14 protein-coding genes and 1 tRNA gene are annotated in these 17040 nt (G+C 53.2%); 7 read left to right on the top strand and 8 right to left on the bottom strand.

Going from position 1 to position 17040, the window contains the following annotated elements; all coding sequences use genetic code 11:
• Window positions 1-5 precede the first annotated feature (5 nt).
• From QMG16_RS02555 to QMG16_RS02575, 5 genes are all read left to right on the top strand, one after another.
• Window positions 6-1022 (top strand): amidohydrolase family protein, encoded by a 1017-nt coding sequence (locus QMG16_RS02555; protein WP_281792099.1) that lies wholly within the window; start codon window positions 6-8, stop codon window positions 1020-1022.
• Between the two features lie 39 nt (window positions 1023-1061).
• Window positions 1062-2453: an oxidoreductase gene (locus QMG16_RS02560; protein ID WP_281792100.1), complete on the top strand. Its 1392-nt coding sequence runs from the start codon at window positions 1062-1064 to the stop codon at window positions 2451-2453.
• Between the two features lie 268 nt (window positions 2454-2721).
• Window positions 2722-2946: a hypothetical protein gene (locus QMG16_RS02565; RefSeq protein ID WP_281792101.1), complete on the top strand. Its 225-nt coding sequence runs from the start codon at window positions 2722-2724 to the stop codon at window positions 2944-2946.
• A 20-nt stretch (window positions 2947-2966) separates the two neighbouring features.
• A complete protein-coding gene (locus tag QMG16_RS02570; RefSeq protein ID WP_281792102.1) occupies window positions 2967-4919 on the top strand; it encodes an acetoacetate--CoA ligase in 1953 nt (650 codons plus the stop codon).
• A gap of 310 nt (window positions 4920-5229) precedes the next feature.
• Complete coding sequence (locus QMG16_RS02575) at window positions 5230-7371, top strand: molybdopterin-containing oxidoreductase family protein (protein ID WP_281792103.1); 2142 nt, start codon at window positions 5230-5232, stop codon at window positions 7369-7371.
• 91 nt (window positions 7372-7462) lie between these two features.
• On the opposite strand, the gene QMG16_RS02580 is transcribed toward QMG16_RS02575, so the two are convergent.
• Complete coding sequence (locus QMG16_RS02580; RefSeq protein ID WP_281792104.1) at window positions 7463-7798, bottom strand: hypothetical protein; 336 nt, start codon at window positions 7796-7798, stop codon at window positions 7463-7465.
• Between the two features lie 569 nt (window positions 7799-8367).
• Window positions 8368-8784, bottom strand: a complete 417-nt coding sequence (locus QMG16_RS02585; protein WP_281792105.1) for a helix-turn-helix domain-containing protein — start codon at window positions 8782-8784, stop codon at window positions 8368-8370.
• Window positions 8785-9061: 277 nt separating this feature from the next.
• On the opposite strand from QMG16_RS02585, the gene QMG16_RS02590 reads away from it, so the two are divergent.
• Window positions 9062-9823, top strand: a complete 762-nt coding sequence (locus QMG16_RS02590) for an IS5 family transposase (RefSeq protein ID WP_281792066.1) — start codon at window positions 9062-9064, stop codon at window positions 9821-9823.
• Between the two features lie 109 nt (window positions 9824-9932).
• Here the strand turns inward: QMG16_RS02590 and QMG16_RS02595 are convergent, their stop codons facing one another.
• A complete protein-coding gene (locus tag QMG16_RS02595; RefSeq protein WP_281792106.1) occupies window positions 9933-10121 on the bottom strand; it encodes a hypothetical protein in 189 nt (62 codons plus the stop codon).
• A gap of 57 nt (window positions 10122-10178) precedes the next feature.
• Complete coding sequence (locus QMG16_RS02600; RefSeq protein ID WP_281792107.1) at window positions 10179-10454, bottom strand: hypothetical protein; 276 nt, start codon at window positions 10452-10454, stop codon at window positions 10179-10181.
• Window positions 10455-10498: 44 nt separating this feature from the next.
• Between QMG16_RS02600 and QMG16_RS02605 the strand changes: the two genes are divergently transcribed.
• Window positions 10499-11002: a hypothetical protein gene (locus QMG16_RS02605; RefSeq protein ID WP_281792108.1), complete on the top strand. Its 504-nt coding sequence runs from the start codon at window positions 10499-10501 to the stop codon at window positions 11000-11002.
• 211 nt (window positions 11003-11213) lie between these two features.
• On the opposite strand, the gene QMG16_RS02610 is transcribed toward QMG16_RS02605, so the two are convergent.
• The 4 genes from QMG16_RS02610 to QMG16_RS02625 all read right to left on the bottom strand — a co-directional run bounded on the left by QMG16_RS02610 (window position 11214) and on the right by QMG16_RS02625 (window position 17039).
• A tRNA-Thr gene (locus QMG16_RS02610) sits at window positions 11214-11288 on the bottom strand.
• Window positions 11289-11512: 224 nt separating this feature from the next.
• Window positions 11513-13276: a B12-binding domain-containing radical SAM protein gene (locus QMG16_RS02615; protein ID WP_281792109.1), complete on the bottom strand. Its 1764-nt coding sequence runs from the start codon at window positions 13274-13276 to the stop codon at window positions 11513-11515.
• 30 nt (window positions 13277-13306) lie between these two features.
• A complete protein-coding gene (gene priA / locus QMG16_RS02620) occupies window positions 13307-15763 on the bottom strand; it encodes a replication restart helicase PriA (protein ID WP_281792110.1) in 2457 nt (818 codons plus the stop codon).
• Entirely contained in the window at window positions 15756-17039 is a 1284-nt protein-coding gene (locus QMG16_RS02625; protein ID WP_281792111.1) for a M23 family metallopeptidase, read from the bottom strand. Before QMG16_RS02625 ends, priA begins: the two co-directional genes overlap by 8 nt.
• Between the last annotated feature and the right edge of the window lies 1 nt (window position 17040).

Raw genomic sequence — 17040 nt, forward strand, 5'->3', positions numbered from 1 at the left:
TAGCCATGAGTGCAGAATTCAAAAAGGACCCTTTCTTCAAAATAGACCCGGAGCCTCATTTGGTCGGCAATATGGAGCATGTGATCCATTTCCCTGGCGTTCAGATGTGGTGGAGGGCTATTGAGGGGATCCGTCGCCCCCTGCTTTCGGGCATACCGCAGGAGGCTTTGATGGGTATTGAGCCGTGGGAGATGGAGAAAAGTGCGGACCCAGCCAAATTGATCGAGGCGATGGACAAGTACGGAGTGGACGTAGCTTGTCTTTTGCCGGAGTCCATGATGGACACCACGGGCTACACAAGCAGGTGGTGCACCAATGGAGAGATGGCCAAGATCGTCGAGACCCATCCCGACCGGTTCATGTATCAGCCCAACCTCTCGCCGATAAAGCACAAAGGTTTGAAGAACACCATCTGGGAGCTCGAGTATTGGGTCAAGGAAAAGGGAGCCAGGATCTTCAAATACTACCCGCCCGAGGACACCTACATCAACGATGAAGAGCTTTGGCCTTTTTATGCAAAAGCCGAAGAGCTGGGAATCGTGCTCGATATACACACCGGTTTCTCCTGGGTTCCTCCCGGAAAAAGCAAGTACGCTCTTCCCATCTATCTCGATGATGTGGCCAGGGACTTCCCCGAGCTCAAAATCAACGCCTTCCATATGGGCTATCCCTATTGCGACGATCTCAACATGGTGGCCATGGGCCATCCTAACGTACACTTGTGCCTGAGCCTGCTGGTTCCCTGGGCCCTCGGCGCTCCCAGGAAATTTGCCACAATCATTGGAGAAGCCCTGCGGTGGGTTGGACCGGACAGGATTATCTGGGGCACCGATTACGCCGGGTTCGGTGTCCAGATACGCTGTGCCGTCATGGGACTGCAGACCTTCCAGATTCCCGAGGATATGCAGAGGGATTACGGCTATCCGGCTATTACCGATGAGGACAGGGCCAAAATGTTCGGAAGCAACCTCGGGAGGCTTCTGGGAATCGATACATCCAGGAGAAGAGCCGCAGGGGAATGATGAATACGGAATGATGAATGATGAACAAAGGAGAGAAAAATGAGCTTCGATAGACTGTTTGAACCAATCGAGATCGGCGATGTAAAGATCAAGAACCGCATTGCCATGGCCCCCATGAACCCCGGAATGTCGGCTCCCAATGGCTACCACGGCGACGCAAACCTGGCATGGTATGCCATGCGGGCCCGAGGAGGCTTCGGGTTGATCATCACCGAGTGCTGCGTGATGAATCCCTATCGCTGGAACGGCTCGGAGGTATTGAATCCTGCACTCTTTACCGATTACCGCTACTACCGCTATCACAGTGAAACCGTCAAACTGGTGCACCAGTACAACGGCTGCAAAATCTTCATGCAGCTCAGCCCGGGGTGGGGCAGGCAGGGTCACCCGCACGTGCAATCCCCCGACTGCCCCGCTGGCTCTCCATCGGCCATTCCCTATGAAATGGACATGAGGACCTTCACAAAGGGGTGGGAGAAGCAGTTCAAATCGGCCTATCCAAAACTCAAGGAACTGATGCCTGATTTCGACGTCATCCGAAACATGAGCGATGAGGAGTATGAGGCTTTCAAGTCCGCAGGCATGGAGATCCTCATGAAAGCGGCTCCCGACCTGTTCCATCTCATCCATGGGGATACCCCTCGCGAACTGACGATTCCGGAAATAGTCGATCTTGAGGAACGGTTCGCCGTTCAAGCCCTTGCGGCCTTCAAGCTGGGCTACGACGGCGTGGAAGTTCACTCTCCACACGGATACCTGATCCACTCTTTCCTGTCACCACGCTCGAACAGGCGCCACGACCAGTATGGGGGAAGCCTGGAAAACCGCGCACGATTTCTTCTGAACATCATTGAGAAGACCAGGAAGCTCATTGGACCCGACAAGGCTTTTGGGGTCAGGCTCTCAGGCGATGAGCTGATGCCGGGAGGAATCGATCATGAAGAGATGAAGCAGGTGGTCGGCTGGTGTCGGGACGCCGGGGCAAACTTCTTCAATATTTCGCAGGGCTCCTATGAGAATCCCGGAGTGTCCTTTGCTCCTGACGGTGAGAATGACTTCACCCGATGGGCGCCCGGCTTCAAGGAGGCTTCTGGCGGCCTTCCGGTGATCACCCCCAACTTTATTAATCCCGAAGTTGCCGAAAATGCGATCAAAACGGGACATACCGATCTCATCTCCCTGGGGCGTCAGTCCATTGCCGATCCCTTTTGGCCCAGTAAGGTAAAGGAAGACCGCGTGGATGACATTGTCAAATGCATACGATGCCAGCGTTGTTACATGAACCTGATAACGTGCCAGTGGATGGATTGCACAGTGAACCCCACGGCGGGCAGAGAGAAGCTCTACCCCGAGCTCTGGCTCGATACACCCGAGATAGAAAAGAAGATCGGCAGATTCAAGCAAAAGGCGCAGGGCTTGCCCCAAATTTAAGCTCCTGAGCAGAAGTTCTCTGGCATGTGGAACACGAACCAATGGTTCGTGCTGATGCATAGAAGCACGAACGGGAGAAGTGCCACCCGATCACCGCAATACCTCGTCCCCGGCAATTCCCGTTCACCCTTTCTATAGATCAGGGTGAACGGGTTGGGTGGTACATGGCAAGGGCAAGAAAATTTTGCTCTGGTGCTTAACACCCATTGGGGCTGAGTGGCAAGATTCGTCAGCCTGCCCATGGCTATAACCTGATATATCCACAACCATGCAGCGCCGTAGGGTGGTGGAGCGAAGCGCAACCAAACGCAGGCCTTTCCTGATAGTTTACGCTCCACTCAAGTTCCAGGCCGACATGGGTATCCTGCTTTCCTTCATGTTCCTGTGGAATATGCTCGGCACTCTGATCCTTCTGCCGGCCCCTGCTCGATTCATGCTGGTAGTCAAGGAAAAAGCTCCATTAGACTGCCTGACTAAAGATTGGAAGTACTAAAGCTAAGCAACGAGGTACAAATGAATAAATTGCTTTGGAAACCTGCCGAAGAACGTATCAGAAGCACGAATATGCATCAGTTCATGGATTATGTTAAGGATCAATATCAAATCCCTTTGCATAGCTACGATGACCTCTACCGGTGGTCGATAACCGATATCTCGCATTTTTGGGAAGCAGTCTGGAACTATGCGGGTGTTATACACAGCCGTCCCTTTGATCGAGTCGTCGATGATGCTCAAAAGTTGCCCGGTGCCAGGTGGTTTGAGGGTGCACGGCTCAATTTTGCCGAAAACCTGCTCAGATATCGGGATGACCGGCTCGCTCTGAGCTTCAAGGGTGAAACCCATGCCATCGTGAGTATCACCTATGCGGAGCTCTATGATAAGGTCGCTCGCCTTGCCTGTTCTTTGCGCACTGTCGGAATCAAACCTGGCGATCGCATCGCCGGCTTCATGCCGAATATGATTGAAACAGTCATTGCGATGCTGGCCTCAACCAGCATCGGAGCGATATGGTCCTCATGTTCTCCGGATTTCGGTTCCAGCGGTTTGCTTGACCGCTTTGGGCAAATCGGACCACGGATCCTTTTTACCGCCAACGGATACAGTTATGGTGGCAAGAAGTTCGATTCCCTGGCGACTATTGGTGAAATAGCCAAACAGCTGCCGACCGTCGAACACATCATCGTTGTACCCTACACCGATCCCCAACCGGATATTTCCTGTCTTCCCGGCGGAGAACTCTTCGACGATTTTCTCGTTCAGGGAGAAGCTCCTGAACTAGTTTTCGAACAACTGCCTGCGGATCATCCCGTTTACATCATGTACTCTTCGGGAACAACAGGCGTTCCCAAGTGTATTGTGCATGGTGCGGCCGGGACCCTTATCCAGCACCTCAAGGAGTTAAAGCTTCACACCGACGTGAAGCGGGGAGACACCATCTTTTATTACACGACCTGCGGCTGGATGATGTGGAACTGGCTGGTGAATTCTCTTGCCCTGGGTGCCCGCATCCTCCTTTTCGATGGATCTCCTTTCTATCCGGGTCCCGACGTTTTGTGGCAGCTTGCACAGGACGAGAAAGTCTCCATTTTCGGAACGAGTGCCAAGTATCTGGCTGCCATTGAAAAGGCAGGGTCGAAGCCGGGTAAGACTTTCGACCTCTCCTCCCTCAAGGCGGTGCTCTCTACGGGGTCACCCCTTTCCGTGGAGAGTTTCGAGTACGTGTATCGGGAGATCAAGGATGACATCGTTCTCTCTTCCATCTCGGGAGGAACGGACATCCTATCCTGCTTTGCGCTCGGCAACCCGATGGGGCCGGTATATGCGGGGGAGCTGCAATGCCGTGGCCTGGGGATGAAAGTCGAGGCATATAACGATGCCGGAAAGCCGATCATTGGAGAGAAAGGCGAACTGGTATGCACTGCCGCAGCCCCCTCGATGCCGATACGATTCTGGAACGATCCAGAAGGGCAGAAATACCGAAGCGCATATTTCGAATCCTACCCTGGTGCCTGGAGTCATGGCGATTACATCGAGATCACCGAACGGGGCGGTGTGATTGTCTATGGCCGCTCGGATGCAACCCTCAATCCGGGAGGGGTGCGAATCGGCACTGCGGAAATATACCGCCAGGTCGAGACCGTTCCCGAGGTTCTTGATAGCCTGGTGATTGGACAGGACTGGGAAAACGATGTTCGCGTCATCCTTTTCGTCAAGCTTCGGGAAGGATGTGAACTGGATGAGGAACTCCTAAAGCGCATCAAGAACACAATCCGGGAAAACACAACCCCAAGGCATGTTCCTTCAAAAATCATTGCCATTGCCGATATTCCCTACACCCTTAGTGGCAAGAAGGTGGAACTCGCAGTGCGGAATGTCATCCATGGCAAGGAAGTCAAGAACCGTTTCGCACTGGCTAACCCGGAAGCACTGGAACTCTACAACGGCCTTCAAGAATTAATGTCATAAATCGTGAACGGAGATCAGGATTCCCTGTAAGACAACGCTGGCTTACCGAGGATTCGAGGACACAGCCGGGGAACATCTTCGTTCAATAGAATTCGAAAATAGAACTCGGGGTCCGGACTACACATTTGAGAGAACGGTGGGTCTTTGTTCTGTCAATTGTGCAGGACTGACCCTCTTAGAGCCTATCCAAAAACCTACCTCGGCAGCGGACACCCCCCTTTAATTCCCCCCTCAAGGGGGGACCAAGGGGGGTGTCGCAAAGTCCACAGGTGGTTTCTGGATAGGTTCTTAATAGCCGGAGTGATTGGTTATGGGAAAAGTCAAACGAATCGTACGTTCTGCATGCCGCATGTGTCATGGCGTGTGTCAGGTGCTGGTCCACATGGAAGGGGAGCGTGTCGTAAGGATTACTGGAGATCCTGAAAGCCCGATCAGCAGAGGTTACTTATGTCCGAAAGGGGCCGCCTCTCCGGAGCTCCTATACCATCCGGATCGATTGATCTATCCCCTCCGGCGCGCGGGAAAGCGAGGAGAAAACAAGTGGAAGCGTATCTCCTGGGAAGAAGCTCTCGATGAAATCGCCCACCGTTTCGCCGCAATAAAGGCCGAAAGCGGGTCGGAATACGTGGCCATCTGTCAGGGAACCGGCAGGCCGTTGATCGAGTTCACCGTTCGGTTCGCCAACGCCTTTGGGACCCCCAATTTCGTGTCTGTCGGCCACGTATGTTATCTGCCCAGGGTGGCGGCGAGCAAAATCACCATGGGACAGCTTCCGGTCACCGACGTTTACGGATTTGGTGGAAAGGACCCGGAGTGCATGGTGATCTGGGGCTGCAACATCACCCATTCCGGATCGGCGGACGGCATGTGCGGCGGTATGATCGAGAGGGCATTGAAAAGAGCCGGGAAGGTGATCGTCGTTGACCCGAGACGGACCAAGCCGGCAACAGACGCGACGCACTGGCTGCAAATCCGCCCGGGCACGGATGGCGCCCTTGCGCTTGCGTTGATCCATGTAATCATCACCGAAGGCTTGATAGATCAGGATTTCGTTCATCATTACACGGTCGGCTACGAGCAGCTCGCAGAGCACATCAAGCCCTTTACCCCGGAATGGGCGGCTCCCATTACCCGCATTCCCCCCGAAGAAATTCGTGCAGCCGCAAGGACTTATGCAGCTTTATCGCCCGCCTGCATGCTCTGGGGCAGCGCGACGGATGCAAGTGCGTCCAATTACCAGACGGCTCGAAGTCTGCTCATCTTGCGCGCCCTTACCGGCAACATCGACTGCCCCGGAGGCGATGTCCTCTGGGTGCCGCCAAAAGGCGTGCAGCAGAAGTCCATTTTCATGAGCTACGAACAGGATGGTGCTCAGTTCCTTCCCCCGGACAAGATAGGCCGTGCTGTCACCCTGGGGAAATATCCATTGGAGAGATCCATCCATCCGCCGACTTTCTGGAAATCCGTCGTTACCGGAGACCCCTATCGAGTCCGGGCCATGTGGATAGCCGCATGCAACCCGCTTCTGTCCCAAACGCATCCCCTTGTTATCGAAAAAGCGCTGCGGGACCACCTTGAATTCACCGTGGTCTCCGAATTTTTCATGACGCCCACGGCCGCGCTCGCAGACATTGTACTCCCGTCCGCCATGTGGCTCGAGACGGATGATGTGGTGAACCTCCACAAGATTTGGTGTGTGCTTGCACGCAAGAAGGTCGCTCAAATCGGTGAAGTCCGGGATGATCGGGAAGTCATCCTGGCGCTCGCCAAACGCCTCGGCCTGGAAGCTGCTTTTCCCTGGGAAGATTACCGTGCATACCTTGAATGGGTCCTCAGGGACAGCGGAATGACCTTTGATGAATTCAGCGATCGCGGGATACTTCAAGGAGAAATGCGCTACTACAAGTACAAAGTAAATGGATTCGACACACCCTCAGGAAAATTCGAATTCTACAGCAGCATCTCCGAAGCGCTGGGATTATCGCCCCTCCCGCAATACCGTGAACCGGCCCTTTCGCCCCTATCTTCGCCTCAAGCGGCCGAGCAATACCCCCTGATACTGACCACGGGAGCTCGAAGCAGGGTTTTCTTTGTCAGCGAAGGAAGGCAGATAGACTCTCTTCGCAAGGCAAATCCGGATCCCATCGTGGAAGTCCATCCGGCGACTGCGCAAAGCTTGGGGATCGCGGAAGGGGACTGGGTCTGGATTGAAACGATGGAAAACCGGATCAAAATGCGCGCCAAGCTTTTCGACGGCATCGCCCCCGATGTGGTCAGTGCGCAACATGCCTGGTGGTTTCCCGAAGAAGGCCCTCCGGAATACGGGTGGAAGAGATCGAATGTGAATCTTCTCTTTGGCGATACAGCCGGATATGATTTTGAAACCGGATCTGAATGCCTGCGCAGTTCCCTGTGTAAAATCTACAAAGTTGAAATGACGATGAATTCATAATAATGAGATGATGTACACTATCCATTAATGGCAGAGACGGCTCTCAACTTGAACATTCCGGCTGCTTCTCAACTGAGGAAAACAGAAAATACTAAATTGCCGTTTTTGGCTGGGTAAGAATATCATACAGCGGCAGTTTTAGGGAGCGTTGCAAACGTTGCTCAAGGGCCGCCTTCTGCTTCTCGCAAGGCTTAACGCCTTTTTCATAAATGCCGGTCATCAGATTCGCCGTGGCATGATGACCTTCCAGACAACTATCGTATCCATACTGATTCGCAAGGTTGCTGGATCCGCATCGGCGTCCCTGTTCACCTCTCTGACGTTTTCGAAGATCGCGTCGGTGTTCGCCGTTTTTTTGAACCTTGCTCTTTTCAATCGTGCGTAACCGGTAATCGTGGCGCTCCAAAATGTTGGAAATCGTCCACATGGTCGGCAATGCCTCCTCGGACTAGCCTCTTTCCAACAAAGCAGTATATACCGCTTTTGCCGTCATGTTCGTATACAACAGCGTCGTTCGCAAATGGGGATCCTGATTGGCAATGAGGCTCCATGATTTCACGAATATCAGCCAGCAATCTTGGTTCTTTCTCCTCGGACTTGGGCTTTTGCCGTTTAAAGAGGTCATGCAGGCACATTAGCCCCGTTCGCAGTTCATTCATCCCCAATTCGACCATGGATCGTCCCCAGCCAAACACGTCTTCGGCGACACGCTGCTTGCCGTTGAGCAGCGATAGGGCCACATCCGCCATTGCTTGCCGTCGCAGGGGCCAGGGAATCAAGCCAACCAAACGAGAAATTAAGGCCACGACCTGTTCAGAAACCTTGTTTTGCGCTAATATCTATGTCTTCATGCGTAACACATCCTGATGGTGATTTATTTGCATGAAAATATCATAAACGTTAATTTAGTAATTATCCAAGTCCCTTAGAAGTGGAAGGAAAAGAAAACTCGCTGCTCGACCGGGTTTAACTGCTACCATGACAGTTTGTGGACTTTCAAGGTTCCTTTTCCCCGAATTTCATCTGAAGTTCACAGATCATATTTTCCATCTGCTTGAGCTTCTTCTTTTCCGAAACGACGGATCGGATATCTCTAATGGCGGCCTGATCCAGCTCGTTCAGCATCATGATGATCTCTCCGGCCAGGGCATTTGTTTCCTCGTCTCCCATACGATATTTCCATTCACTCACCACATTTGACCTAAAGATCTCTCCTTCACCGAGCATGAGCCAGGTGGGATCGATGTCTTTTAGGTCTTCCAGGAGATGGATGATCTTGTCGGATCCTGGGACCTGCTCCTGCTTTTCGTACTTCCGATAAACCCGCTCGGTCACACCCATTTTTTCAGCCATTTCTCTGGGATGAAGAGACAATCGGGTTCGCAGTCTTGTGAGCCTCTCAGCAAGAGACATGTATCCCCTTTTTGATTTTTAAATCAAAAAAAGCTTGACTTCTGAACTTTGGATCAATATATTGTATTGTATTATGCAAAAAATGCTATCATGTAACGGCTTGACATTCAAGATCTAAAGGACAATCTGCATATTACTGCTCCATGCTTTTGATTGCTGGAAAACATATGCTCTTGCAGGGAAATGGAAGATCTCAGCATGGTCGTCCCGGTGAATGATCATGCGAAATCTGTGAGTGGTCCCTAGGTTCTGTTGACATTTGGGTTCTAATTAATAGATGTCAACAGCACTACTACAAGATGAAACATGGTTGAAGATCCTCCAATTCCTTCGCTCCTGTGTGGATGTTTACGTAGGAGAAGAAGGTGATTGCCGTCTTTTCATTGAGGCACTCCTTTGGATTACACGAAGTGGTGCTCAGTGGAGACTGCTCCCGGAGAAATTCGGTAACTGGAACAGTGTCTATAAACGATTCGCCCGCTGGTGTAACAAGGGTATCTTCTCCAGAATGCACGAGCACTTCATAGATGATCCCGATATGGAGAACTTCATGTTTGACAGCACCATTGTTCGTGCCCATCCCTGTGCTGCCGGAGCCCTCAAAAGATCCGGTGGACAAGAGACACAGGCTCTCGGGCGCAGCCGAGGAGGTTTTTCCACCAAGATCCACGTAGCGGTAGATGGCTTGGGAAATCCCCTGAGGTTCATTCTCACTCCCGGTCAGAAGAGTGACATCGAACAGGGACCGGCTCTTATCGAGGGCTTCACCTTCGCTCATGCACTGGGAGACAAGGGCTATGATTCGGATGCCTTCGTCCAGGCGATCACCCAATCTGGAGCTACTGCTGTGATTCCACCCCGGTCCAATCGCAAAGAGCCCCGCGAATACGACCAATGCCGCTACCGCGAACGACATCTGATCGAGTGCTTTATGAGCAAGATCAAACATTTCAGACGCATTTTCTCCAGATTCGACAAGCTCGACAGAAGCTTCTTGGGCTTTCTTGGCTTTGTCGCAGCTCTCATCTGGTTGAGGTGAAATGTCAACAGAACCTAGAAAAGTTATATTAGCGCGAACTTCACCGTGAGCATGCGTATCTTTTGCCATGATGAATCGGCTTCTGGAACACCTGGAACAGTTCCCTCATTCAGTTCTCAGCGAAAGCGAACTCCACACCCTTTTGACTCCTCAAGAGAGTGAAAACCTGATGCAGCAGCGCATTCTCATGGATTGCGCTGAAGCCCATGGATGCACATTTTCCGCCGGTTGCAGCCATGCCTGTCCCATGTGCTCTTACCCCCACGAAGACTGTATCGAAGCCGGTCCTTTGGCTCATGAAAAAGAAGACGCCCCGGTGCCTTGTGAAAACGGCATGCGCCGTTATGTAGTGTGCCTACGGCAGTTTCTCTCCTCGCTGCACAGGATCAACGGTCTTCATGGCCGGGTGCACCGCCTGGACCGAGACGGATTTTACCTGGGGCGTCGGGTTTACGGAAACCGCCGAGTGGGATTTGTATTTCTCCGCCGCGTGGACGAAAGAGAATTGTTGAAACTGGCAGGGCTCCGGCATCTGTGTCGGGAGGATGAATTCCTCGTTCTTCTGAATCCATCCATCACCATTGAAAACCTGTTTACCCGCCACCTCCTGCATCTGGAGCACATGGTCCAAAAGCCCCTGGCCCAGTGCCTCGATCCCAAGACACTGGAAATTCCTTGGAAGAAATGGTCTCGGAATTCCTGCAACCGGAGCAAAGCGAAATACTTCGGTCTGCCCCTCTCTCCAAAGCCCAGGCGTTGGATTACCAAAGGTTCGAATTTCTCTGCCATGACCGGATGCATGTCCCCGGCACCCTTCCGACCAAACGTAGCAATCTCATCCATCTCAATGATAACCCGCTCCGTTTGGGGGATGCGCTTTTCGTGCTGCTCCTGTATCTGGCCGTGGAACTCAAGAAAGGAGAAGGGGGTTGGGTGGACAAGATCACCTTGTGGGAAAAGGAACTGGTCTCGAGCCCCGACTCCTATCAGGCTTACAGCAACTTGCGCAACACCCTTACCGGCTCTCTGCTGAAAAAAGATGCTGCCGCCTTCATTCAAAACGATGGCTCCAAACGCTACCGAATTTCCACCCACCCCGATTGCATTAGCTATGACAAGGCGAAACTCCTGGATCATGCCGACCAGAGAGTGAAGGCCTTGGCGCGGGAGCTTCCCTAATTCGCGCGCATTTTCCTCTTTGTATTGATCGCATCCCAAACCGAAACAGATTTCTCGGCTTTTTCGGGGGCGTCGGCTTTTCTATCCTGACCATCTGCCAGAACTATAACTCCGAGTTTTCAATCAGATGGTGAGCGTGAAGTATGCTAGAAATAAGCTAGAAGAAAACGAAAAGGGTTAGCTAGAAAACTAGCTAACCCCTTGAATTTCCTGGAGCTGGCGATGGGATTTGAACCCGCAACCTGCTGATTACAAATCAGCTGCTCTGCCGTTGAGCTACGCCAGCCCTTTCGATATTTGAGCTGCTTCTTATAATATTTTTCATGAATTGATGCAAGCAAAAATCAGGTTGTTTTCTTTTGCGACCTGGCGTTTGAAGGGGGCGATTCCGATGAGGCTGCTCTTTGATTAGAAAAATTCCTCGATCCAATTTGAGGATCGATAAGAGCTTGTCCAAAATCATATCTGGATCGAAGAAATTCAATCCCTCGCAGAGGCATGGGGGAGGCTCTAAAAAATTCCAAGCTTTTTCAGCCCTGCGATAAACATCTTGCAAAGGGAATGGGATGTTTTGTGTGTGTAAACTTCACCCTCCGGGCTGACTCCTCTGATGATTCCGTCATGAAGAAAACTTTGCAGGAGAATTCTTCCTTTTTCCATTCTGTCGACAATGCCGCTGAGGTTTTGAGTCTGTAAAGGGGAGGGTGCGATGGGGCTGTTTTCTGTAGACTGAAGCAGCTTGATGAAATTGAGAATCCTTCCGAGCCTCAGCAGGGTGACGGATTCCTCCCGCGTTGTGGTGTGCGAGATGGGAATGGCGGTGGATCGCATGAGGGAGAGCCTGGAAGGGAGGATTCCTGCTTCCTCGCACTTTTTGAAATCCACACTTCCGGGCGACGGATAGTAGACGGAAACTCCCGCCAGGACCCGCCTCGAGGCGAGAAACAAAAGGTCCGAAATGGAATCCGCGGCTGTCTGGCCTGGTGCGCCCACGATGATGTATCCCACAGCCTCGAGGCCGTATTTCTCCGCATGGGAGAGGGCCGCATCGAAGGCTCTCACGACGTCGGGTCTTCGAAAGCTTCGAAGCTGTTCCTGTGAAGTCGTCCCCAGGGAGAGGTTCAATGTCTTGAAGCCAGCCTCCTTCATGGTCTTAACCACCTCTTCATCCAGGGTGGGAGGGAAAAGCCCGTTCATGGCTCTCAGTTCAGGTGTTATGAAACTCTGTGAAGAGTCTTTACCTAGACCCTCTCCCCAGCAGGGCGAGGAAGGTTTTGGATCGGGCGCAGTGTCATGCCCAAAGGTCAAATGCGGTATGAGCCGATGAGGCAGGTTTGAGGAAGAGCCCTGGTGATGCTCCGCCCCGCGGCGGCAGAGTTCTCTTATTCCTTTCAGGAGTTCCAGAAACCAATCCTTTTGCAGGGATATATTTTCATCTTCGAAGTCGATGAAGCCTGCACCTTGCTGAAGCACGGCTACTTCGATTTCGTGCAGAACCCGGTCGACGCTTCTGCGGCGGTAGCTGATGCAGGAGGATGCTCCCATGGAACAGTAGGTGCACTGCATGGGACAACCCCGGCTCGCCATCACCACCGTGCCGGCCTTTCGGGATCTCTGGTAATGCTTTTGCTGAATCAATGACATGGCGGGCAGAGGATAGAGATCCAGGTCTTCCATGAGGGCGGGTGGGCTGAGCCTGATAGATCGGTCGATTTTCCGATGGACGATTCCGGGAACGGATTCCAGGGAGGTTTTTTCCCGCAGGGCCCGGGCAAGTTTCGGCATGGAGACCTCGCCTTCTCCACGAAGGACGAAATCTACGGCTCCGCATTGAAGGACCCTTTCCGGCATTTCCGTGGCATGGTGGCCTCCCACGACAATTCTGCAGTGGGGATGAGCGGCCCTGACGGCTTCCGCCGTCTGCAGAGCTTCCGTACTGTAGGCGGTGAAAAGAGAAGAAATGCCCACGAGAAACGCGCCCGACCTTTTGGCCGCTTCTCCCAGGTGCTGGAAACTGTATCCGAAGTGTTTGAAGCTGTGGAAGAGGGCAAAGGGTGAGAAGTCGGCTTTTCCGTAGTATTCCCGGAGATAAGACATCTCTTCGGGCCAGGGGATGATTCTGGATTTTGAAGTAGCCAGTCCGTCGAGGATTTCCACGGAAAAGCCCTCTTTTATGAGCGATGCCGCGATGCATGCCAACCCATAGGGAATGGTCCGCTTGGCTGTGAGATAAAAGTCGCGAATGGGAGGTTGTATGAGAAGGATATCGGCCATGGTCTCCACTCTAAAAAATTGGATGAGGATTCATACGCTCATCATGGGGTCCCGATCTACGGACAGCTGGACACGACGTAGCGCGGGATGATTCTTGCCGCGGTTTAAAACCGTCTCTGTGAAAAGCTGCATCTCCCGGTTGGTCCACGCCTTGATGAAGAGATGCCAGCGGTAGCGGCTCTTCAGTTTTGCCAGGGGAGCGGGGGCGGGGCCAAGGACCGCCACATGACAGTCCTTGTCGCGCAGTTCCAAAGCCACTTCCCTGCAGAGCACTCCCAATTCCATCGCTGCCAGGCGGGTTGTCGTTTCATCGGACGCCGTGACCAGAAGCTTCAAAAAACGGGTAAAGGGAGGGTACTGGAGCTTTTCCCGCGATTCCAATTCCCTGGCGCAGAAGGAGGAGTAATCCATCCGGACGACGGATTCAATGGTGTAGTGGGTGGGATTGTAGGTCTGAAGAATGACCCGGCCCGGCTCTTCTCCCCTGCCGGCCCTGCCCGCCACCTGCATGAGAAGCTGCACCATGGTTTCTCCCGCGCGAAAGTCCGCAATCTGCAAGGCCGTATCCCCATTGATGATTCCAACGAGGGTGATGTTGGGGAAATCGTGGCCCTTGGCGATCATTTGAGTTCCGATGAGCACATCGGCTTGCCGCTGCCGGACGGCATCGAGGGACCTGACCATGTCCAGGGGGTGATTCACCGTGTCACGGTCGATGCGAACGATCCTTGCCGAGGGAAGGAGTTTCCGGACCTCTTCTTCCACACGTTCAGTACCGAATCCATGAGGGGTCAAAATAGTGTTTCCGCACTGGGGGCAGGCTTCCGGCACGGTCTGTTCCCATCCGCAATAATGACAGCGCAGCCGATCCGCCTTCTGGTGATAGGTGAGGCTCACACTGCAGGCGGTGCACTGGGGCACGTAGCCGCAGGAATTGCATAGATAAAAGGTCGCGAAACCTCTTCTGTTGAGAAAGAGAAGAGCCTGGCGGCCGTTCTGCTTGGTTTCCTCGAGGGCTTCCCGGAGCGGTTTTGAAAGAATTCTGTTTCCCCTCATTTCCCTGCGCATGTCCACCACCTGCAGGTCGGGAAGGGGACGGTCGAAAATGCGTCCGGGAAGTGTGAGCGTTGTATATCGGTTGTTTTGGCTATGATGAATCGACTGCAGAGAGGGGGTTGCAGAACCCAGCAGAATGGGAATTCCGAGCATGCTCGCCCTCATGAGTGCTGCATCCCGGGCGTGATAGCGGAGCCGGTCGTCCTGCTTGTAGGATGCGTCATGTTCTTCATCCACAATGATGAGGCCGAGTCGCGGGATGGGCATGAAAATGGCGGAGCGGACTCCCAATACGACGTCTCTTTTGCCGCTCAGGATTTCGCTCCACTGGTCATAGCGTGCCCCCGCCGGCAGCCCGCTGTGCCAGATGGCCAGGCGTGAGCCGAACCTTTGCCGGAAAAACGCTTCCATCTGTGTGCTGAGGGCGATTTCCGGGACGAGAATGAGAGCTCCTTTGCCCGCCGCTACGGTCTTTTCCACCAGTTGAAGATAGATTTCCGTTTTTCCGCTTCCCGTGACCCCGAAAAGCAGGAACGGCTGAAAGCTTGACTGTTCGATGTGAGGCAGGATGGCCTCGAACACCTTTTTTTGATGTGGTGTGAGGGTGGGGGCGGGTGAGGGAGGAAGCGACTGTGCGCATTGGAATTCCCGGAATTCAACCGTTTCCAAGACTTGAACGGCGCCTTGTTTTTGCAGCTTTCTCACCCAGTAATCCAGGTTAGGGACGGTTTGGCGCAGAACCCGCAGGGGAAGCGTTCCTCCCGCATCGTCGAGAAGCTGCACCAGGAGTCGCAGAGGGACGCTGCGTTCCATCTGTTCAGATTCCGGGGGGGCGAGCAGCTGAAGGCTCTTGATTTTTTTCGGGCCCGGCTGAGGATTCTGCCATCTGAAGATGCGTTCGATGAGGGATTTTTCTTCCAACACCTTGAGTTTATGGCGAATGTTTTTCTCGGAGGGAAGGGCCCGGGTGATCTCTTCAAGGGAAGTAGCGTCCCTTTCCGCCAGCAGTCCGAGAAGTGTGGAGTCTTTTTCCGCGGTGCACTTTTCTTTTCCTGTTGAAGTGAGAGCGAAAAGGGTTTGCGGAGAGCTTCCGGTTCCGGAGGGGAGGGCCGTCTGGAGCACTTCGCCGAGGGGATAGAAGTAATAGGAAGCCATCCACTTGCACAGGCAAATGAGATCTTCCGGAACGATGGGAGAGGAGTCCAGGACTGCGCGAATGGGCCTCAAGGCTATGCCTGCAGAAGCATCGGGCCGTCTTTCGTGCAGGGCGACGATGAGGCCGGTAGCTTCGCGGCGTCCGAGAGGGACCAGGACCCTGATGCCGATTTGAAGCCGCTCGCAGAGATGGGAAGGCACCACATAATGGAGGGTTTTATCGAGAGCGCTGAAAACGGCGACTTCCGCGAAGCGTTCAGACTGTGAGTCACTCATGGATGGTCGGAGTCGCGCTCTTGTTGAGAGCAAAGGTTTTTCCGTGCAAAGCTGAGAGATAAGTTTCCAATTTTTTTGTAAAATCAGCCTGAAGTGATTTGGGAATGGACTTGGCATGGGGGAAGTCCGTTTTCAGAAAGTCGATGGGCTTGCCATCCTTGTAGAAGCGAAAATCCAGATGGGGACCCGTCGCCAGACCGGAAGAGCCGACATAGCCGATGAGGTCCCCCTGCGCCACTTTCATTCCCTTGTGCAGTCCTTTGGCAAAGGCAGAGAGATGGCCGTAGGTGGTCCTGTAGGTGCCGTTGTGGCGAATTTCTATGTAGCGACCGAAGCCGCCTTTTTTGCCCACAAAAGTGATCGTGCCGTTGCCCAAAGCACTGATGGGGGTGCCCGTGGGAGCCGCGTAATCGATTCCCAGATGGGGGCGATAGATTTTGAGCACGGGATGTAAACGCTTTTTCGTAAATGTCGAACTGATACGGCTGTAGCTCAAGGGAGCCTTGAGGAAAAGTTTCCGCAGGGAATTGCCCTCGGCATCGAAATAGTCCTTGTAGCCGTCGGAAAATGTGTACAAAAAGGCCTGATAGCGTTCCCCGCCGACCATCATTTCTGCAGCGAGGATGGGGCCTGAATGCACTCTTTTTCCTCCCTTGACCGAATCTTCGAAATGTACGGCAAAGGAATCCCCGGGTCTTAAATCCGTATTGAAATCGATGTCGTAAGCAAAGAGATCGGCCAGATCCATGATGAGGTTTGCCGGCAGCCCGGCCCTGAGGCAGGAATCGTAAAGGGTGTCCGTTATGGTGCCCTTCACCGATTCCAAGATAGTGACAGGCTGAACGCTGCCCTGGCGGCATTCCCATTTGCCTCCGACCTTTCGGAAAACATAGGTGGCGCCGTCGACGGAAGCGTAAGTAAACTTGACGGGCTGACCATCCTCGCGGCCGACCCGAATGGTCAATTCATCGTCGGGCTGCAATTGGTCGAGCCTGCATATCCCTGCGCAGGATTCCTGCCAGGCGTAAAGGCAGTCCTGCGGAAGATGGAATTTTTCCATCACCTGAAGAAGAGTATCTCCCGGCCGTATAACGTAATGTTTGAAGGAATACTGCTTGAGATATTCCAAACGCAGTGCGAAATGATCCGGATAATCCAGTTTCGTTAAAGATGCAGGTATGGGGACCGGCGATGGTGCGTTCGGCAAAGAAAAAATGTTTTGCCAGGAAAGGACGCCGATGTTCGCAAGGAACACGACACAAAGGAGTCGTCCCATC

This window comes from Desulforhabdus amnigena (assembly GCF_027925305.1).
Classification (GTDB): domain Bacteria; phylum Desulfobacterota; class Syntrophobacteria; order Syntrophobacterales; family Syntrophobacteraceae; genus Desulforhabdus; species Desulforhabdus amnigena.

Excerpts from the sequence above, each read along its gene's own strand:
- QMG16_RS02560 (WP_281792100.1), top strand. The coding sequence starts at position 1,062 with ATGAGCTTCGATAGACTGTTTGAACCAATCGAGATCGGCGATGTAAAG.
- priA (WP_281792110.1), bottom strand. The coding sequence starts at position 15,763 with ATGAGTGACTCACAGTCTGAACGCTTCGCGGAAGTCGCCGTTTTCAGC.
- QMG16_RS02580 (WP_281792104.1), bottom strand. The coding sequence starts at position 7,798 with ATGTGGACGATTTCCAACATTTTGGAGCGCCACGATTACCGGTTACGC.
- QMG16_RS02570 (WP_281792102.1), top strand. The coding sequence starts at position 2,967 with ATGAATAAATTGCTTTGGAAACCTGCCGAAGAACGTATCAGAAGCACG.
- QMG16_RS02555 (WP_281792099.1), top strand. The coding sequence starts at position 6 with ATGAGTGCAGAATTCAAAAAGGACCCTTTCTTCAAAATAGACCCGGAG.
- QMG16_RS02595 (WP_281792106.1), bottom strand. The coding sequence starts at position 10,121 with ATGAGCCAAAGGACCGGCTTCGATACAGTCTTCGTGGGGGTAAGAGCA.
- QMG16_RS02585 (WP_281792105.1), bottom strand. The coding sequence starts at position 8,784 with ATGTCTCTTGCTGAGAGGCTCACAAGACTGCGAACCCGATTGTCTCTT.
- QMG16_RS02590 (WP_281792066.1), top strand. The coding sequence starts at position 9,062 with ATGTCAACAGCACTACTACAAGATGAAACATGGTTGAAGATCCTCCAA.
- QMG16_RS02565 (WP_281792101.1), top strand. The coding sequence starts at position 2,722 with ATGCAGCGCCGTAGGGTGGTGGAGCGAAGCGCAACCAAACGCAGGCCT.
- QMG16_RS02575 (WP_281792103.1), top strand. The coding sequence starts at position 5,230 with ATGGGAAAAGTCAAACGAATCGTACGTTCTGCATGCCGCATGTGTCAT.
- QMG16_RS02625 (WP_281792111.1), bottom strand. The coding sequence starts at position 17,039 with ATGGGACGACTCCTTTGTGTCGTGTTCCTTGCGAACATCGGCGTCCTT.
- QMG16_RS02615 (WP_281792109.1), bottom strand. The coding sequence starts at position 13,276 with ATGGCCGATATCCTTCTCATACAACCTCCCATTCGCGACTTTTATCTC.